The sequence below is a fragment of the Rhizobium sp. CF122 genome (assembly GCF_000282035.1).
Lineage (GTDB): Bacteria > Pseudomonadota > Alphaproteobacteria > Rhizobiales > Rhizobiaceae > Rhizobium.
In genome coordinates, this window is record NZ_AKKA01000010.1 from 1 (window position 1) to 16,944 (window position 16,944).

11 protein-coding genes are annotated in these 16,944 nt (G+C 53.9%); 8 read left to right on the forward strand and 3 right to left on the reverse strand.

Features of this window, described 5'->3' with window-relative positions:
- The 8 genes from PMI09_RS02615 to PMI09_RS02660 form a co-directional block, all read left to right on the forward strand.
- Positions 1–887: mechanosensitive ion channel family protein (locus tag PMI09_RS02615; RefSeq protein ID WP_007788583.1), on the forward strand; the 887-nt coding region annotated here is incomplete at its 5' end.
- Positions 888–1,475: 588 nt separating this feature from the next.
- Positions 1,476–2,294: an ABC transporter permease gene (locus PMI09_RS02625; protein ID WP_037081689.1), complete on the forward strand. Its 819-nt coding sequence runs from the start codon at positions 1,476–1,478 to the stop codon at positions 2,292–2,294.
- Positions 2,284–3,660 (forward strand): ABC transporter ATP-binding protein, encoded by a 1,377-nt coding sequence (locus tag PMI09_RS02630; RefSeq protein ID WP_007788588.1) that lies wholly within the window; start codon positions 2,284–2,286, stop codon positions 3,658–3,660. Before PMI09_RS02625 ends, PMI09_RS02630 begins: the two co-directional genes overlap by 11 nt.
- 10 nt (positions 3,661–3,670) lie before the next feature.
- Positions 3,671–7,054 (forward strand): glycosyltransferase, encoded by a 3,384-nt coding sequence (locus tag PMI09_RS29655; protein ID WP_007788591.1) that lies wholly within the window; start codon positions 3,671–3,673, stop codon positions 7,052–7,054.
- Positions 7,047–8,009: an NAD-dependent epimerase/dehydratase family protein gene (locus PMI09_RS02645; RefSeq protein ID WP_007788593.1), complete on the forward strand. Its 963-nt coding sequence runs from the start codon at positions 7,047–7,049 to the stop codon at positions 8,007–8,009. The genes PMI09_RS29655 and PMI09_RS02645 overlap by 8 nt, the downstream gene beginning before the upstream one ends.
- Positions 8,010–8,215: 206 nt before the next feature.
- Complete coding sequence (locus PMI09_RS02650) at positions 8,216–9,712, forward strand: glucosyltransferase domain-containing protein (RefSeq protein ID WP_007788595.1); 1,497 nt, start codon at positions 8,216–8,218, stop codon at positions 9,710–9,712.
- A gap of 203 nt (positions 9,713–9,915) precedes the next feature.
- On the forward strand, positions 9,916–10,878 hold the full coding sequence (locus PMI09_RS02655) for a fatty acid desaturase (RefSeq protein WP_007788597.1): 963 nt from the start codon (positions 9,916–9,918) through the stop codon (positions 10,876–10,878).
- Positions 10,879–10,887: 9 nt separating this feature from the next.
- Positions 10,888–11,814, forward strand: a complete 927-nt coding sequence (locus PMI09_RS02660; RefSeq protein WP_007788599.1) for a class I SAM-dependent methyltransferase — start codon at positions 10,888–10,890, stop codon at positions 11,812–11,814.
- Positions 11,815–11,980: 166 nt separating this feature from the next.
- Here PMI09_RS02660 and PMI09_RS02665 read toward each other — a convergent pair whose 3' ends face one another.
- From PMI09_RS02665 to PMI09_RS02675, 3 genes are read right to left on the reverse strand one after another with little or no spacing between them, the layout of a single operon-like run.
- The gene (locus PMI09_RS02665; RefSeq protein WP_007788600.1) at positions 11,981–14,212 is read right to left on the reverse strand and encodes a hypothetical protein; all 2,232 of its coding nucleotides are present in this window, start codon (positions 14,210–14,212) and stop codon (positions 11,981–11,983) included.
- Positions 14,213–14,249: 37 nt separating this feature from the next.
- On the reverse strand, positions 14,250–15,233 hold the full coding sequence (locus PMI09_RS02670) for a glycosyltransferase family 2 protein (protein ID WP_202801593.1): 984 nt from the start codon (positions 15,231–15,233) through the stop codon (positions 14,250–14,252).
- 2 nt (positions 15,234–15,235) lie between these two features.
- Complete coding sequence (locus PMI09_RS02675) at positions 15,236–16,876, reverse strand: hypothetical protein (RefSeq protein ID WP_007788603.1); 1,641 nt, start codon at positions 16,874–16,876, stop codon at positions 15,236–15,238.
- Positions 16,877–16,944: the final 68 nt, after the last annotated feature.

Sequence of the window (16,944 nt, forward strand, 5' to 3'; positions counted from 1 at the left end):
CCGCCCTTGATGGCGTTGCCGTCAACCTCGGTGCTGCCCGTCTTTCGATGTTGCTGGTCTTGAAGGCCATCGTCCTTTCTGCCACGCTGGTCTGGCTGGCCGTTCTGATCGGTAGCATGTCGTCCCATTGGATACAGAACTCTGCGGATCTCACACCATCGCTAAAAGTCCTCGTCAGCAAGCTCATCAAGATCAGCTTGATCGGACTGGCGATTGCGGTCGCCCTATCTGCAACGGGCATCGACCTGACGGCCCTCACGATTTTTTCGGGTGCCGTCGGCGTCGGCATCGGTTTCGGCCTGCAGAAAGTGGTCTCCAATTTCATTTCCGGAATCATCATCCTTCTCGATAAGTCGATCAAACCGGGCGACACGATTACACTTGGAGAAACCTTCGGCGCGATCCGCGACCTACGCTCCCGTTTCGTCTCCGTCATCACGAGAGATGGAAAGGAGTACTTGATCCCGAACGAGGATTTTATTTCTCAGCAGGTCGTCAACTGGTCCTTTTCCAGCGAGTATGTCCGCATCGAGGTCAATTTTGGCACCTCGTACGACAGCGACCCACACGAGGTTGCCCGCATCGCGGTCGAAGCTGCGAAAACCATTCCGCGCGTTGCCAGCGCCCACGCCCTGCCGGTCTGTTGGATGACCGCATTTGGCTCATCGTCGCTCGACTTCAAACTGAGATTCTGGATCTCCGACCCGAGCAACGGGTTGACCAACGTCCGCGGTCAAGTCCTGATGGCATTGTGGGATGCGTTCAAGGCGGCCGGTATTTCAATCCCGTTCCCGCATCGTGAGATCATCATGAAGACACCTGTGGAGGTCGTGGATTCACTCCAACGCAGCGAAGAAATGCGGCGCGGGCGGCAATCGGCGTCTTGAGGAAGACTTTGAATTCCGTGTTGAATAGACATTTTATCCCCCGCCGTTTTGCAAATGGACGGTGCCATCGTCCAATTAATGGAACGCCAATATCGACATGGGGAAACTACCCGATTTCAGGTAAGGCAAGCAGATTTCGGCGTGCGCCGGCCGCCGGCACCCTGGAGAACCGAGCTCTGGAAGAGACACGAACGTTGACTGCGGCAGGATATAGAGTCCCGCCGCTTTAGCTTCTTGGCGGACATGATAAACCGCATCGATCGTCTTCGCAGCTATCGTATCGCTTCGACAGGCGATGTAGTCCAACACGACAGTCGAAAGCGGGACGTCGGTTCGGTCTAGTTTGACCTGCGCGCCGTACTGGTGTAGTGCGCGACCTTTGAGGCGAGCCCATTGCCGGGGAAAGGAAGTTGGCATCGGTGACACCCTCATTCCCAAGTAGCGTAGTAAATCTAACAGCTCTGAGTATGGGCCTCGTTGATTGGGGAATTATCGATAGTAGGGTAGAGTGGCCGCTCGAAGGCAGCATAAAATTACGGCCAAGGATGGATTAGCTGCCATACTGAATGAGGCGGAGTTGTTTTACAGATGCAGCGTTTTTCTGCGAGCTTGCCAGAGATGGCTGTAAGTCATTGGCGTAATAGAAGTCTTCTCAAGGCTTTAATTAAGAGAGAGATAATAGGTCGATATCGAGGATCGTTTTTCGGTATTTTGTGGTCATTTTTCAATCCGCTCTTCATGCTTGCGATATACACTTTCGTATTCAGCGAAATATTGAAAGCGCGTTGGGGTGCAAACGGCAACTCCAAGGCAGAGTTCGCTCTTATTTTGTTCGCAGGACTGATGCCTTTCAATTTATTCGCCGAGATTATTAGCCGTTCGCCAAATCTCATTATTAGTAACGTCAACTACGTCAAGAAAGTGGTATTCCCACTTGAGATATTGCCGTCCGTAGCCATCGGATCAGCACTGTTTCATCTGTTCATAAGCCTTTCTGTCTGGCTTTTGGCATACATGCTTTTTTATGGAACGCCACAGGCAACAGTTCTGTCTTTTCCGTTTTTGATTGCGCCGTTTTGCCTGTTTTCTTTGGGTTTAGGTTGGATACTTGCGTCCCTAGGGGTTTTCATCCGCGATGTGTCCCAGTTTGTCGGCCTCATCGTTACGGCCCTTATGTTTCTCTCGCCAATATTTTATCCGGCGAGTTCCTTGCCGGAAACCTACCGCGCATTGATGTACCTGAACCCGTTGACACCAATGATCGAGTATTCGCGGGATGTCCTTTTTTGGGGCAAGCAACCGGATTTTGTCGATTTTTGCATTTACACCTTGGTTTCTGTCACGATCGCATGGATTGGCTTTGTGTGGTTCCAGAAAACGCGTAAGGGCTTTGCCGATGTCCTCTAGTGTTGCCATCAAGGTCGAGCATGCCAGCAAATGCTACGAGATTTACGAGCATCCACGGGATCGGTTGAAACAGCTCGCGATGCCGCGGCTTCAACGGTATCTCGGAGGCACGCCAAACCGCTACTTCAGGGAATTCTGGGCACTGAAAGACGTTTCCTTGGAAGTTCAAAGAGGCGAGACCGTCGGGATAATTGGCCGAAACGGCAGCGGCAAGTCGACGCTGCTTCAACTGATCTGCGGTACACTCAATCCCACATCCGGCAAAGTGGAGACGAACGGACGGATTTCTGCACTGCTTGAGCTTGGGTCCGGCTTCAATCCGGAATTCACCGGCCGCGAGAATGTCTATATGAACGCGACAGTTCTTGGTTTGAGCACCAATGAAATCAACGCTCGCTTTGACGAGATTGCCGCTTTTGCAGATATCGGCGCCTTTATCGAACAGCCGGTCAAAAGTTATTCCAGCGGTATGATGGTCCGTCTGGCATTTGCCGTTGCTATCAATGTCGAGCCGGAGATCTTGATCGTTGATGAAGCGCTGTCGGTCGGAGACGAACTGTTTCAACGCAAATGCTTTTCTAAGATCGAAGCAATTCGCGCAAGGGGCGCGACAATCCTTTTTGTATCGCACTCTGCATCGCAGATCGTGGAGCTATGCGACAGGGCTATTCTGATGGACCAAGGCGAGAAGCTGGCCGCCGGCATTCCTAAGCAGATTGTAGGATCATATCAGAAACTGCTCTATGCCCCAGAACAAACCCGCGCGACGATCCGCGAAGAAATCTGCAGAACGAATTCGCATGAGCCAAATGCGGTGGCGAGCGACCGAACGGAAGCGATTGTAGCCAGGCACGACGACGGCGCGAGAGAGAGTTTTGATCCGCATCTTAAGCCAGCGAGCACCATCGATTATGAATCACATGGCGCTCGTATCGTAGATCCGCGTGTGACGACGATCGGCGGAGATCAGATCAACAATCTTATTATGGGGCGCACCTATCGCTACAGTTACACCGTTGTCTTCGACAAGCCCGCAACTCGTGTTCGTTTTGGCATGATGATAAAGACTACCGCAGGCGTCGAACTGGGCGGTTGTGCATCGGCGTCATCACCCCGCACCGCTCTGGCCCAGGTCGAGCCCGGCCAAATATACACGGTCGAGTTCAATTTTAGATGCTCACTCAATCCTGGAGTTTACTTCCTGAACGCCGGCGTTATAGGGGATGTCCACGGAAGTGACTTGTATCTTCATCGCCTCGTGGATATCGCGATGTTCCGGGTCGCGACAGAACGAGATAACCTAGCCACGGGCATAGTCGACTTCGAATGCCGAGCGGAAGTTCTTCTCGATAAAACTTATGCTTGAGAAAGACGTCATGCAGCATATTGAACAGAACTTGGTCGTTGTACTGGGTATGCATCGCAGTGGTACAAGTGCCTTGACACGATCTCTCCAGGTTCTTGGAGTCGGCTTGGGGGATAACCTCATGCCGTCGGTGGAGGGAAATAACGCCAAGGGATTTTGGGAAGATCTGGATTTGAATGCCATCAACATTGAGATGCTGCGTGCTCTCAAAAGCGATTGGCATCATTTAAGACCGATCGACGAGGTGGACGTAGAAAAGCTAAAGAGCGAAGGTTTCTTCGCGCGTGCCGTCCACCTGATGAGGTCGAAGGTGGGCAGCACTGGATTTTTTGGATTCAAGGATCCTCGCGTTGCCATGCTTCTCCCGTTTTGGAAACAGATATTTTCTCATTGCGGTTTCAATGTCAGCTATGTCCTTGCGCTTCGAAATCCACGCAGCGTCGCTAAGTCGCTTGAGAGCAGGGATGGGTTCGAACCGGAGAAAAGCTATTCGCTGTGGCTGGGCCACGTCATCACAAGCTTGCAATTCAGCGGCGGCTCACGACGCGTTATCGTCGATTATGATAGGCTTATGCAATCGCCGGATCATGAGTTGAAGCGCATTGCCGCTTCTCTCGGCCTAGACATCATTCCGCAGGAGCTTGAGAAATATAAAGTCGAGTTTCTCGATACGACGCTTCGTCACACAACTTTCAAGTTGCGGGATCTGGTAAACGACGATGCCTGCCCGCCACTGGTGCGCGACATCTATGCGACGCTAGTCGATGTGTCTGCCGATCGCCTCTCGTTGGATGCGGCCTCCCTCAAAGCGCAACTTGAGGTCTGGTCCGGTGAATTTCGGCGCATCGAGCCATTGTTGCGGCTTGCCGACAAACTGTACGTGCACAAAGAGGAGCTTGAAACGACATCCGTTAGACTTGCGACTCTGTCGCAGGAGCTATCGGCACGGGACGACCGAATCCAAGAGCTTTCCGAAGAGACGACGAAACTTAGGAAAGCGATTGAGGAACGCGACAGAATGCTAGCCAGCCTACGGCGTGATCTCGAGATATTGCGTCACTCGTTCTCATGGCGTGTGACGGCGCCTTTGCGGAAGGCGAAGGTACTTCTTAGAGTCTTGGCACACACTTGTGGCGGGATAGGTCGCAGGTATCATCATATTGCAGCGCTTCCCGGCGCCATTCTCCCTGCCGTTCGTTTCTATCAGGGTTCGTGGCGCCTTGCGATTTCGAGGGTGGCAGGCGTATTCAGGCGCGAAGGGATCCGCGGCGTTATCCGGCGGGCACATATCTTGAGCGGCAAGTCTCTAGCTGGCGGTACAAGTTCTCTATCGGCTGAAACGCTTTATGGCGAAGTACCGCCTCCAGCACCTGGATTCACACCACGTGTTTCCATCATTGTGCCTAACTTCAATCATGCAGCTTTCCTGCCACAAAGACTCGAGTCGATCTACCGCCAGACCTATCCACATACTGAAGTGATCTTGCTGGACGACTGTTCCCAGGACGGAAGCGTGGATGTGCTAAAGGCGTTTGCCGAGCGCTATCCCGATAAGACAGTATGTCACTTTAATGAGACGAATTCCGGCGGGGTCTTCAATCAATGGAGAAAGGGACTTGAACTGGCGACGGGCGATCTCGTGTGGATTGCTGAAAGCGATGATTATTGCTCGGACAATTTTTTGGAGGAACTAGTCCGTTGTTTCCAGAACGAAGGGGTCAAACTGGCTTTTGCGCGGACGGAGTTCGTGCGAGGCACTCCCGAAGAGACAGTCTGGAGCCTCGAGGATTATCTTCACGATCTTGGTATGAATTGTTGGGACCGGCCGTTCATCCAGTCCGCGCATGCGATGGTGAATTCCGGCTGGATAGCAAAGAACCTCGTACCGAATGTCAGTAGCGCATTGTTCCGTCATCCCGGTCGGATGGAGCTGTTTGAGGACCAGGAGTGGCTGCGGTTGCGGCTATGCGGAGACTGGATATTCTATCTCACTATTATCCGTGGCGGACTGATCGCCTATAGTCCGGACACCACGAATTTCTATCGCCAGCACGTTTCGAACACGTCCGTTGGAGCGCAAAAGCAGGATATCTATTACAGGGAGCATGAGATCGTCGCAAAATACATGGCGGCGATGTATCATTTTGACGAGGTCGGTCTGAAGCGCCAGGAAGAGATCCTGTATAACCACTGGTGCACTCAACGAGGTAACGGCCGCTTAACGGAATTTAGGCAGCTTTACGATCTTGATCGGATACGCCCGCATGCCGAGACGCGGCGGCCCAATCTACTGATGGCAGTTTACGCACTCGCCGCTGGCGGCGGGGAGACGTTCCCCATCATGCTCGCCAATCTGCTGTACCAAAAAGGCTATGCGGTCACTCTGCTGAACTGCGGAGAGCAACCAACCGAACCGGGCGTCAGATCGATGTTATCGGCAGGCGTGGCCGTGCTTGAGTTGGAAAACCTTGAGCAGGTAGGCGCACTATGCACCAATATGGGAATTGAGATCGTCCACTCGCACCACGCCTGGGTCGACATGTCACTCGCGATGCTACTGCTTGGCAACTCGAGTATAAAGCAGGTGGTTACCACTCACGGGATGTATGAGCTAATGACCTCGGAGCAATTGCAGGGTCTGATGCCTCTGCTGAGAACACGCGTCGACGCATTCGTGTACACCGCCACGAAAAACCTGTTGGCATTTCCTTCAGATCTTGTGGATAGCAAGATTTTTAGCCGAATCGACAATGCCTTGCCCGCGAAGGCAATCAGTGCAATCGCCCGCGAGGACCTAGCAATTGCGGAAGATGATTTTGTCGTTTGCCTTGTCTCGCGCGCTATCCCGGAAAAAGGATGGACGGAGGCGATCGAGGCCGTTGGACTCGCCAATCAGTGTTCAACGCGCAAGATTCAGTTGCTATTGATCGGCGAAGGCCCGGAATTCAACCGATTGCAATCGATGCGTCAAGACGACCATGTGCATTTTCTCGGCTTTCAATCAAACATCCGAGATTACTTCGCGGCTTCCGACATCGGTTTCCTGCCCTCACGTTTCAAAGGCGAGAGCGCTCCACTGGTGTTGATCGATTGCATCCTGTCGGGCAAGCCTGTCCTGGCAAGCAATATAGGCGAGATTGCCGGCATGCTGGAAACACCGGATGGCCCGGCAGGCGCACTGTTCGACCTGGAGGACTGGGAAATCGACATCCCCGCGCTCGCGGATTTGCTCGCGCGTCTAGCTGACGATCATGCACTTTATCGAGCCCTGCTTGCGCGGGTCCAAAGCGCTGCCGCACGGTTTGAGATATCGGCCATGGTCGAACGATATGAGCAGGTATATCGAGCCGTTTTCCGGCCGGATGCAGCGATACGGGGAGAACATCGTGAGTAGTTCAGTTTATCAGCGAAATCAGGCGAAGTATCGTTGCGTGGTATTAGGGGGACGCGGCTTCATCGGATCGCATTTGGTCGACGAACTGATCAAACAGGGGCATTTTGTCCGCTGCTTTGATCGTCCTCATGTTCAGCCGATCAGCGACCCTCATTTCGGCGATCCCAACTTCGAGCTCTTAGAAGGCGATTTCACCAGCGAGGTCGAGGCAACTAGCGCGCTTGAAGGATGTGACATTTGCTTTCATCTCGTCTCAACGACTTTGCCCCAGTCTTCCAACGCCGACCCGGTTTTCGATATCGAGAGCAACGTAGTCGGCACGGTCCGGCTGCTGTCGCACGCCATAAAGTCCAAAGTGAAGAAAGTGGTATTCGTTTCGTCGGGAGGAACGGTGTATGGCCCTCCTCAGCAACTGCCGATCCTCGAAACGCATCCTACTGCCCCGGTCTCATCATACGGAATAACCAAACTCGCGATCGAAAAATACTTGCATCTATTTTATACTTTGCATGGCCTCGAATACTCCGTGCTACGACTGGCAAATCCATTTGGCGAAAGACAGCGGGTCATGGCAAGCCAAGGAGCTGTTGCCGTCTTCCTGGGAAAGGTACTGCGTGGTCAACCCGTCGAGATCTGGGGCGACGGCTCGGTTGTTCGCGACTACATCTATATCAGCGACGTGATCGACGCGCTCATAGCAGCGGCTTTTCAGGAAGCCGACGAGCGCATTTTCAACATCGGATCCGGGCGCGGCTACAGCCTCAATGAACTGCTTGACGGGATCGAGCGGGTCACCGGACTGAAAGCTGATCGTCGTTATCTCCCCGGACGCCCGTTCGACGTGCCCGCGAGCGTCTTGAGCATCGAAAGGGCACGGCGGGCTTTGGACTGGGCGCCAAAAATCGATTTCGACGACGGCTTGCTGCGATTTGCGGATTGGCTGAAGCGGAATTGAAATCTGAAAAATTCTTGATGGCCTATGCGGATTTCGTATCGAGCTTCGCCAATGCGGCTACTTCCTGCCAGCCGGATTCGTTTTGACCCGCCTTCCGTTTTCGGAGATGCCGGAATGCGATAGGGCAGTGACGCTGTGCCGGCTGGCCAGCTCCGCAGTCGGCCACGGAAGTCATTGACAGGCATCTGGAAAGATTGGGAAAAGCAATGAGTTTTGGAAGCGATGCAAAGAGAATATCAATCCTGTTCTCTGTTTTCGCCTTTGTATATTTTCCGATGCTCGCGTCTTTACCCTTGTCCATAGATGCGGAGGTGACGATCAGAAGTCACACGTACCTATACTGGATAACGCAGGGGCGGTGGGCAGCTTATATTGTTACCATTTTGTTTCCGCCGCATCTGGCCCCGTATTTCACATTGGCTATTTTTGGAATTGCAGCGGCCTATGCCTACCAGCTTTTGTTGAGAACCTGCAATTTACCTCTGGATTTGCGCGCGACTGCTGCATTTCCGATATTTGTAGGCTTTCCCATATGGAGCTTCATCCTCGAATTTTCCGCAAACGTCGTTCAGGTCGGACTGGGTCTGCTGTGTTGTTGCGGCGCACTTAGGCTCCTGATCGCCCGTGTGGCGACCAAGGAAGGGCGGCCCTACCATGTAATTGCAGAAAGCATCCTCGTAGGTTGCGCGATAGCGCTCTATCAATCCTTCACCTTCGTATTTCCCACTCTCGTCCTGTCCTGGATCATCATCACAGCTCCACCCATGAGAGCGGCGGTTCGCGCCCTGTTGCAGACCCTGATGGTATGGGTAGCAGCCGTCGGCCTGTATTATTTCCTCGGGAAATTGTTCGCGGCGGCATTCGACGTCTCGCCCGGCTATGTGGGGCAATTTGTGCGCCTGTCGGTTCTTGTCGGGGATGTGCGCGACGTCGTCCTCAGAAGCCTTCTGTTTCTTTTTCAAATATACGCGGGAGCCGGCGAAATTTACGGCCCCGCCCTCTATTCGACCGCAATGCTCACCGTCATTTTTGGTTTGGTCATCGCCTGGCAGCGGCCGTGGCGGGACGGCCTCTTCGCGATATTCCTCCTTCTCATTCCGTTGAGCTTTGTCGTCATCGCGGGCGGTCAGTATTTCCCGCCTCGGGCATTGCTCGGAGTACCTGTCGCCCTATGGACAATGGCGATCGTCGCGATGTACGCCGAGCAACGAAGCATCGCGGTACTTGGCGTCGTCGCGACCCTCCTGGTCGGATTTCAATCCGCCTCGGCCATCAGCGGCTACCAGACAGTCCGGCTACTGCGGTCCGAATTCGACAGGTCGACTGCTACGCGCTTATACGCGCGAATTTCTGAGGTGGCGGACATGGTCGGTCCATACAAAGTCGAATTCTTCGGTGGCCTGAAAGCCCCGGACCCCATTTACCCTGTCGGACTGTACTCCTCCGCTGGCGGCTCGTTCTTCTCGTGGGACGGCGGTAACCCGAATCGTATCGTGTCATTTATGTGGTTGCTTGGTTACCAGGATCTGGTCGCAGTGGAGCCCGGCGATCGGAACGCTCTGATCCCTGAATTTGCGCAGATGCCGTCATGGCCTCGCCGCGGATCGGTGCGGATGCTGGGGGATCTGATATTGGTCAAGCTCAGCGACTCGCCCGGACGCTATTGCCCTTCCGAGGACATCGGCAAGCTTGCAGCCTGTTGACCGCAGCGCGGACGCAGGTTCTTCTTGGAGCAGCAGCCCTCATACAACGCCTAAATCACGCTTGAGTGAACTTAGAACCGAATAGAATGTGAGGGCGAGATCAGTAGGCATGACGATCTGCAGGTCAAAATACAGCGTCATTGACTTGGGGTGGCAGTTCGTGTTTCGTCCATCCACGTGTTTTCAGGAGATCGGTATGGCCAATGAAAGAAGAGAAGTTTGACGATTTCTCTGCCAACTTCGCGGTATTGAGACGGGAAGTCTGGGATATGAGATACAAGGAGCTCTTGCAGTCTCTGAAACCCGACTACGCCAAGGTTCGCCGCGACATCGTGTTTGGCTATACCATGCTGGCTGGGACGATTGTGCTGGTTGGCGCCCTTCCGCTGCTAGGCGTTCCCGCACTGCTGCTGGGTTTTCTGGGTGCTTTGTCGATCGGTTACTGGGTCGCTTATCTGCAACTGTTCATCCACGAGGGCGCGCACTACAATCTGGCTCCTGACCGCGCTGAAAGCGATAGACTGTGCGACCAGTATATTTCATGGATGATAGGCACGACCGTCTCGGCCTATCGCAAGGTTCATTTCGAGCATCACAGAGCGCTTGGATCCGTCGATGACAGCGAATCGACTTATTTTTTTCCTCTGAACCTGGTCTTCTTCGCCAGGGCGTTGTTCGGGTTGCGCGTCATCGAGGTGCTGCTTGCGCGCAAGGGCATCGTTGAGAAAAAGACGAAAACGAAGGAAAAACTGTCGCTGGCGCCGCTTGTCGCGATTGCCGTGCACGGCGGCTTTATCGCGATCTCCTTCCTTTTGGGGCTCTGGTGGCTGTCGCTGGGCTGGCTGATCGGCGTTGGTATGATGTTCCCGTTTTTCGGAGCATTGCGCCAGCTTCTAGAACATCGCGACGAGTCCGCCGGTAAAATGAATGATTACCGCGTGGTTCCCCATGGAGCTGTGACACGCATGTTCGAAGATGGCCCGTTCGGCTCGACCTTTGGCGGCGCTGGCTTCAACCGACATCTTCTCCACCACTGGGAACCTCAGGTGTCTTACACGAATCTCGCGGAGTTGGAGCGCTTTCTCCTGACCACAAAGGCGGGGCCGATAATCGAGCGGCGCAAGACAACATACGCACAAACATTCCTGAAATTGCTCTCGATCTAGGATCGTCAAATGCCGCAATGCCCGCTTTGCAAAGGAAAACAGACGCGTTTTCACGCACGTGCCAAGGACATCGAGTATTTCACGTCTGATCGGGAGTTTGATTTCCATCATTGCCAGGCGTGTGATGTCATCTTCATCGACCCGATGCTGAGCCATCGGCTCGGTGAAATATACCCACCCAACTATTATTCCTTCAAAGAGACGAAGAAGAACTTCGTTGTTGCCACCAAGGAGTGGCTTGATAGGCGCGCGTTGGCCGCGCTGACCCGGAAGATACCTGGAAATAGCCTTTCCGTACTCGATATCGGCGGCGGCACAGGCTTCCTACTCGATCAGGTCAAATTGGCAGACAGGAGAGTGAAATACACGACTGTCGTTGATATTGACGACGGGGCGAGAAACCTAGCCCTCGGCAAAGGCCACGACTTTCATCTGACACGCTTCGAGGACTTTGATCCCGCGGGGAGGTCTTTCGACCTTGTACTGATGCTTAATCTCATCGAGCACGTCGAGGATCCGAGCGCTATTCTGAAAAAGGCGGCGGGTCTACTCACGCCGCATGGCATCATCTGGGTCAAGACACCGAATTTCGACAGCCTTGATGCGCGGCTTTTTCGAAATCATTCCTGGGCGGGTTATCACACGCCGCGACATTTCGTTATCTTCAACCACGAAAGCTTGCAGCGTACGGCAGCGAAGAGCGGATTGGCGATTGCGAGCTTCGACTATACGCAAGGCGCGCCGTTCTGGAGTATTTCCGTACTCAATGTTCTCCGCGAGTTGGGCTTGGTAAAAGCCTCGGCCAGCCGGCCGTCAATCTACCATCCGCTTACGCCACTGCTACAAGCGGCAGGTGCGGCATTCGATTTCGCGAGAAAGCCCCTCGGCGCCAGGCTTTCGCAAATGGTTGCAACGTTGAAGCGTCAGGACCAATAGAGCCTCAGGCACCAACCGGGGACTTGCCGTTCTGCCGACAGGCGGCTAGGCAGTCGATCGGTGAGTTCGTAGCGGCGACGCGTCATAAAGGCTCCCTCATTCGGAAGCCTCGAAGCACGACGGGCGATAAACACCTAAACACCAAGCGATTTTATGAGTTTACACCCTAGGGGGAAATGCGCTTGCTGCCTCGCGGTAACGCACGGATGACGATCAGCATGAACAGAAGAAACCAGAAGATGTGTCCGATCCACGCGAAACGTGTGTATGGCTTGAATTCGAGGCGAACCTGTGTCACTCCGGCGGAGAGCACAACGCCCTGAAAGACGCCGTTGACAACGACTGTCCTCGCCGGTCGCCAGCCTTGGTCGGTCCTGACGGACGCAATCCAGGTGGGATAGAATTTTTGGCTGAGCACCACGAGCGATGGTGCGTTGCCGCTCACTTCGAACTCAACCGTGTCACCCTTGTCTACGGTCTTATGCACGTCCTGCAACGGCAAGTTCCTTGGATCTGCGAGGCTGATTTCATTGCCCGTCGAGGCAAACTGGCCGAATAGCTGTAGGCCATATCCCATTCGCGATTTGACGCTGTAAAGCAGGACACCGGATGTCGTTCCTAGATAGCCGAGATTTCTGTTGACTATGGGGGAAGAGGACAACACAAGCCCGATGTTGCTCATCCAGAACGCCGTACCCTCATAGTCGGGGGATATGAACGAATTCCACCGCCCATAGGTGAACACATCCCCTCCCAGTTCCTTGATCAGCGTCTGGTAACGCCGCGGTGACAGACTATCATAGCTGTGTATCGACGGCAGCCCAAGAGCTGCATTAAAGTTCGGTGGCAGCACGGCGAGATCTCCGGACACCACGGCATAGCGCGAGCCGTCCGGCAGATTTTCTCGTATTTTGCTTGTCAGGGCTGAAGATGTCGCGATGTCCTTCGGATCCTGACTTAAGATCATGGGGTAGGACGTTATCCACATGGACAACAATATAGCCAAAATAATGTATAGCTCATTTGTTTTTCTGAATTGAGCAGCAAATAGAAATAAAACCGCCAACATACAGAGAGAAGACGCCCATTTTATATTTAGACCACCATAAATACCGTATGAAACCGCGAAGATAACAAATATACTAGAGCAGGCAGCCGCAGCCAATACTTTCCATCGAAGCCCCTCGCGATTTCCTAACAGCGAGTCTGCGCCGAAGGCCACGATCGCGATCAGCGGAATCATGATGAGATCAAGCGGATTGTTGCGGGAGAGATTGAATCCAAGATGATGGATCCCGAAGGCATATAGCCGAGTGCAAACCGAAAACAGTACGACAACTGAAATTGCTAGCCACCACGGCCATGTTCGTCGAAGCCCGGAAATCAATACGAAGATACCGAAGAAAGCCACAACCACCGTGATACTGATTCCGTTATAGGGCCAGGGATATGAAGGAGAAATGGGGTTTCCAAATAGCTCGGGTACAATACCGAACACTAACAGCTGCACAAAATCTGACATGCTATTCAGCGGCGGCAAGGCGCTCAGGAAAAACGCTGGATCCGTCGAGACGCGTGCGGAATCGGCGCGAAGCACAAACAAATCGGCATAGACTGGCAGGACTGAAACCGTGCCGACGACAACGGCGGAAAAGCATGCCGCCATGAAGTGAACGCATTGACGGGTTTCTGAGCGCGCTTTCTTGGCGGCGAGGTGGAGGCCGTATGCCACAAGCAAGTAGGTGTGAAACATGATGATCTGGGGATAACCCGTCATTAGCAGGCTATAGACGATGAACGCCAACGCACCGCAAACCAGGAGATCGATCCTCCTGGCTAGCCGTGTCATTGCCCACAACGCACCTGTCGACCAGCACCACACCGAGGAAAACATCGGAAACGTTAGCCAATACATGAAATAGGGGGATGCGGCGAAGGTGATGGCCGCAATGAGTGCCGCCATGGGAGAAAGCTGCCACTCGCGGCACAACAAAATAAGGAACAAGCCGGATACGAAGCATGTCGATAACGACAGTATGCTAATAAATACCCACGGGTTATTCGTCAGCCTTGAGATGATCCATGATGGAAAGTAAGCGGGGCTGAAACCGAAGAGGTGCTGGAGGGGTCTGCCCAGTTCATTCTGATCGGTCCAGTAGGTTAGCCAGCCGGAACGCTTGCTGCTCATCTGCGCTAGGATTTCCGGAATGTAGGCCTTGGTAAAATCACCAAATTTTCGATTCTCGATCCGGGGTGAACCGGTCGGGTCGACCGCAGCCAGTTCCAAAAACTGGCGGTCGGGGGCGACGACTTCGCCGCCGATCCAGAATACGGACGTAAGAATGAGGAAAAGCGCCGCATAGGAGACAACCGCGCTTCTGTAAGAATTGACAATCATGCTAATGCTTCCGCCCAGCCAGCCTCTCAGCCCCGTTTCACCGCTGGTCGTTCTCGGATGCCGCACGCTTGCCCATCCTGGTCGCCGGAAAGGTCGTGTCCCGGACTATAAACTGGGGAACCTTGTTGAGACGCAGGTAGATGCGCCCCACGTACTCGCCCACTACGCCGAGAAAAACCATCTGCATTCCGCCGATGAACAGGATCGTACAAACGACGGACGCCCAGCCGTGCGGTATATCCGGGTTCAGCATGCGAATCGCCAACACATAGAGCAGCAGCAACAGGCTGACGACAGCCACGGCAAAGCCTGCGAAAGTAGCGAGTCTCAACGGATAAACCGAGGTTCCCGTTGCCATTTTCAGCCATAGGGAGACCAGTCTCCTCAGGTTGTAGCTGCTCACGCCCGACAGGCGCTCCTGGTGATATACATCGATCGCGTCGATGGAATTCGTGGTGGATAACAGCAGACCGTCGATGTAAGGATATGGACCGTCATAGCCCAGGATCGCTTCCGCGACACCCTTGCTGACCGCCTTGTAGGACGAAAGGTAAAGGCCACGCGGCTTGCGAATGATCCATTGTGCCATGAAATCATTGAAGCTGCTGCCCCAGCGCTTCCATGTGGCATGCTTGCGGTCTTGGTAGCGGGTGTAGCAAACATCGTTGCCGGCGCGGATCGATGCCGCCAGCGGCAGGATGGCGGACGGAGGATGTTGGAGATCCTCGTCCATCACGATAATGATGTCGGCCCTCGCATACGAAAGGCCGGCCATTGTCGCATTGTGCTGCCCGAAGTTCTTTCTGAGGTTTATGCCCCGCACATATGGAAATTCAACTGCGAGCTCCCTGATGGTCGGCCACGCGTCTGCCTTGCCACAGTCGTTGACCAATATGATCTCGTAGTACTCGGCATACTCGGATGGCGCGAGAGTCGACGAGATCTGGGCGGTCAGTTCCCGTATCGTATCCTTCCCGTTATAGACGGGGACAACGATGGAAAGCCTAATGTCTTCGCTCATGTTCATTGTTTTCCGCTCGGGGGATAGAGATCCGGTAATCCGGGATAATGTCGCGCAAGTTCGTTCATCAACTGCGTCCTCTCTTCAGCCGTGACGGCACGCACGCGGCGATAGAGATAGGCCGTCATGCCTTGGAGCCTGTATTCCGAAACGCGTTCGAACGCTTGCCCGAAGCCTTTTCCCTCCTTGATCCAGAGACCTGGCACCACGATATTATCTTGCGCACCAGGGGCTTGGTGCGTTTGGTCGGGCGTTGCGGTGACCCCAAAATCGACGTCGAACAAGTCCAGGGGGAAACCCTGGGCCGCGGCTATGTGCGGTGCTAGGACCATCGCGGGCGTCAATTTTGGTTCCAGCGCGACCAGTAGCGAATCCGAGAGTTGTTTGCTGGAAGCAAAGACGGCGACCTTGCCCCCGGCTTTCGCATTATTCTCGAGATCGTTAGTAAGCTTCTGGTATTGGTCGAAATTTTCGAGATGAAGCGGCCGCATGTTCTCGGATGGTATGAAAAGCGACCAGAATTTGTTGAGCGAGTCTGATGAGGGAGAAACTGCCAGATAGAGAGCCGCGACCGACGGCACGGCAATGGGAGTCAAGCTGGTACCAAGCTTCTCCGCAAGCCACTGAAAGCCGATGATCAGTAAGGGTGTAAGCCAAAAGAAAATCGGCAGCGCATGATGAATGCCGAGATACTGGGTCTGTATGAAGAAGAAGAAGGTTCCGACGGCTGCCAGCAAGCAAAACATCGCCTCGAAATTTCGCCGATGAATTGCGACAATGATACCGACCACGGTAGGTACCCACGTATACACGCTGGCTCGTCTCGCAATGATGAGGATGTGTTCGCTGATCGGCCTTTGGTACGCGCTGTACAGATCCCCATAGGAGACTGCCGAGATCTTCTTGATGAAAGCAAACTGCAATGACAAGCCAAGAACCGTAGCCGTGCCCCCGGCTACCGCCAGCCCCAGAACCAGCATCATGATCGATCTCACATCAGCCCCGCTGTAAAGTCTTTTGGCAAGGCCGACAACGAAAGCGGCGACAAAAAAAATCACTATGCTGTAGGCATACCAACGACGAAGCAGAAATGGCGCATACAATGCGGATCCGATCGCCAGTCCATAGACAACCGGCGATCGCGAGAGAAAATCGGAGGTTATAAGAAGAAGAGTTGCCGACCCCAGAAAGAAAGTGCCGACGATATCAGGTTCGCCACGAAGGGCAGCTTGCCAGAATTGCGGAAAAGTCAGGCAGACCACAAAAATCGCAATCGTCATACTCGCCCTTGCGACGGCAGCGCTAACCGCGGTCGCCGTTAAAGCGGTCGGGATGAGATAAACCAGCACGATCGCCGTTATATAGGAAGTACGATTGCCCCCGAACAAAAGGTAAAAAGGCAGAAGGGGCAGGACCGCCGACGGATTATAATCGTCGGACTGAATGCTTGCCATCCAGTCCTTGGCAACCGCAATTGGCGATTGCGTAAGCTCCCAACCGTAGGATTTGAAAAAGTTCCAGTAGTTCGCATAGTCCCAAGTGTAGGCCGGATGCTCGACCCAGACATAGTGGGCGCACAGCGCGATGGCACCGACCACCGAAAGGTTTACCGCGAAGGCCAAGTGTAGTATGCGAACCGGCATTGCCTTCTCTTTAGGTTGCGGAGCCTGCTTCGACAGTGGTACTTGCGCTCTCAAGCTTCTATAGGAGG

What these genes read in the sequence shown, in the direction of transcription:
- PMI09_RS02625 (WP_037081689.1), top strand. Translation starts at nt 1,476, where the DNA reads ATGCAGCGTTTTTCTGCGAGCTTGCCAGAGATGGCTGTAAGTCATTGG.
- PMI09_RS02630 (WP_007788588.1), top strand. Translation starts at nt 2,284, where the DNA reads ATGTCCTCTAGTGTTGCCATCAAGGTCGAGCATGCCAGCAAATGCTAC.
- PMI09_RS29655 (WP_007788591.1), top strand. Translation starts at nt 3,671, where the DNA reads ATGCAGCATATTGAACAGAACTTGGTCGTTGTACTGGGTATGCATCGC.
- PMI09_RS02650 (WP_007788595.1), top strand. Translation starts at nt 8,216, where the DNA reads ATGAGTTTTGGAAGCGATGCAAAGAGAATATCAATCCTGTTCTCTGTT.
- PMI09_RS02655 (WP_007788597.1), top strand. Translation starts at nt 9,916, where the DNA reads ATGAAAGAAGAGAAGTTTGACGATTTCTCTGCCAACTTCGCGGTATTG.
- PMI09_RS02660 (WP_007788599.1), top strand. Translation starts at nt 10,888, where the DNA reads ATGCCGCAATGCCCGCTTTGCAAAGGAAAACAGACGCGTTTTCACGCA.
- PMI09_RS02665 (WP_007788600.1), bottom strand. Translation starts at nt 14,212, where the DNA reads ATGATTGTCAATTCTTACAGAAGCGCGGTTGTCTCCTATGCGGCGCTT.
- PMI09_RS02670 (WP_202801593.1), bottom strand. Translation starts at nt 15,233, where the DNA reads ATGAGCGAAGACATTAGGCTTTCCATCGTTGTCCCCGTCTATAACGGG.
- PMI09_RS02675 (WP_007788603.1), bottom strand. Translation starts at nt 16,876, where the DNA reads ATGCCGGTTCGCATACTACACTTGGCCTTCGCGGTAAACCTTTCGGTG.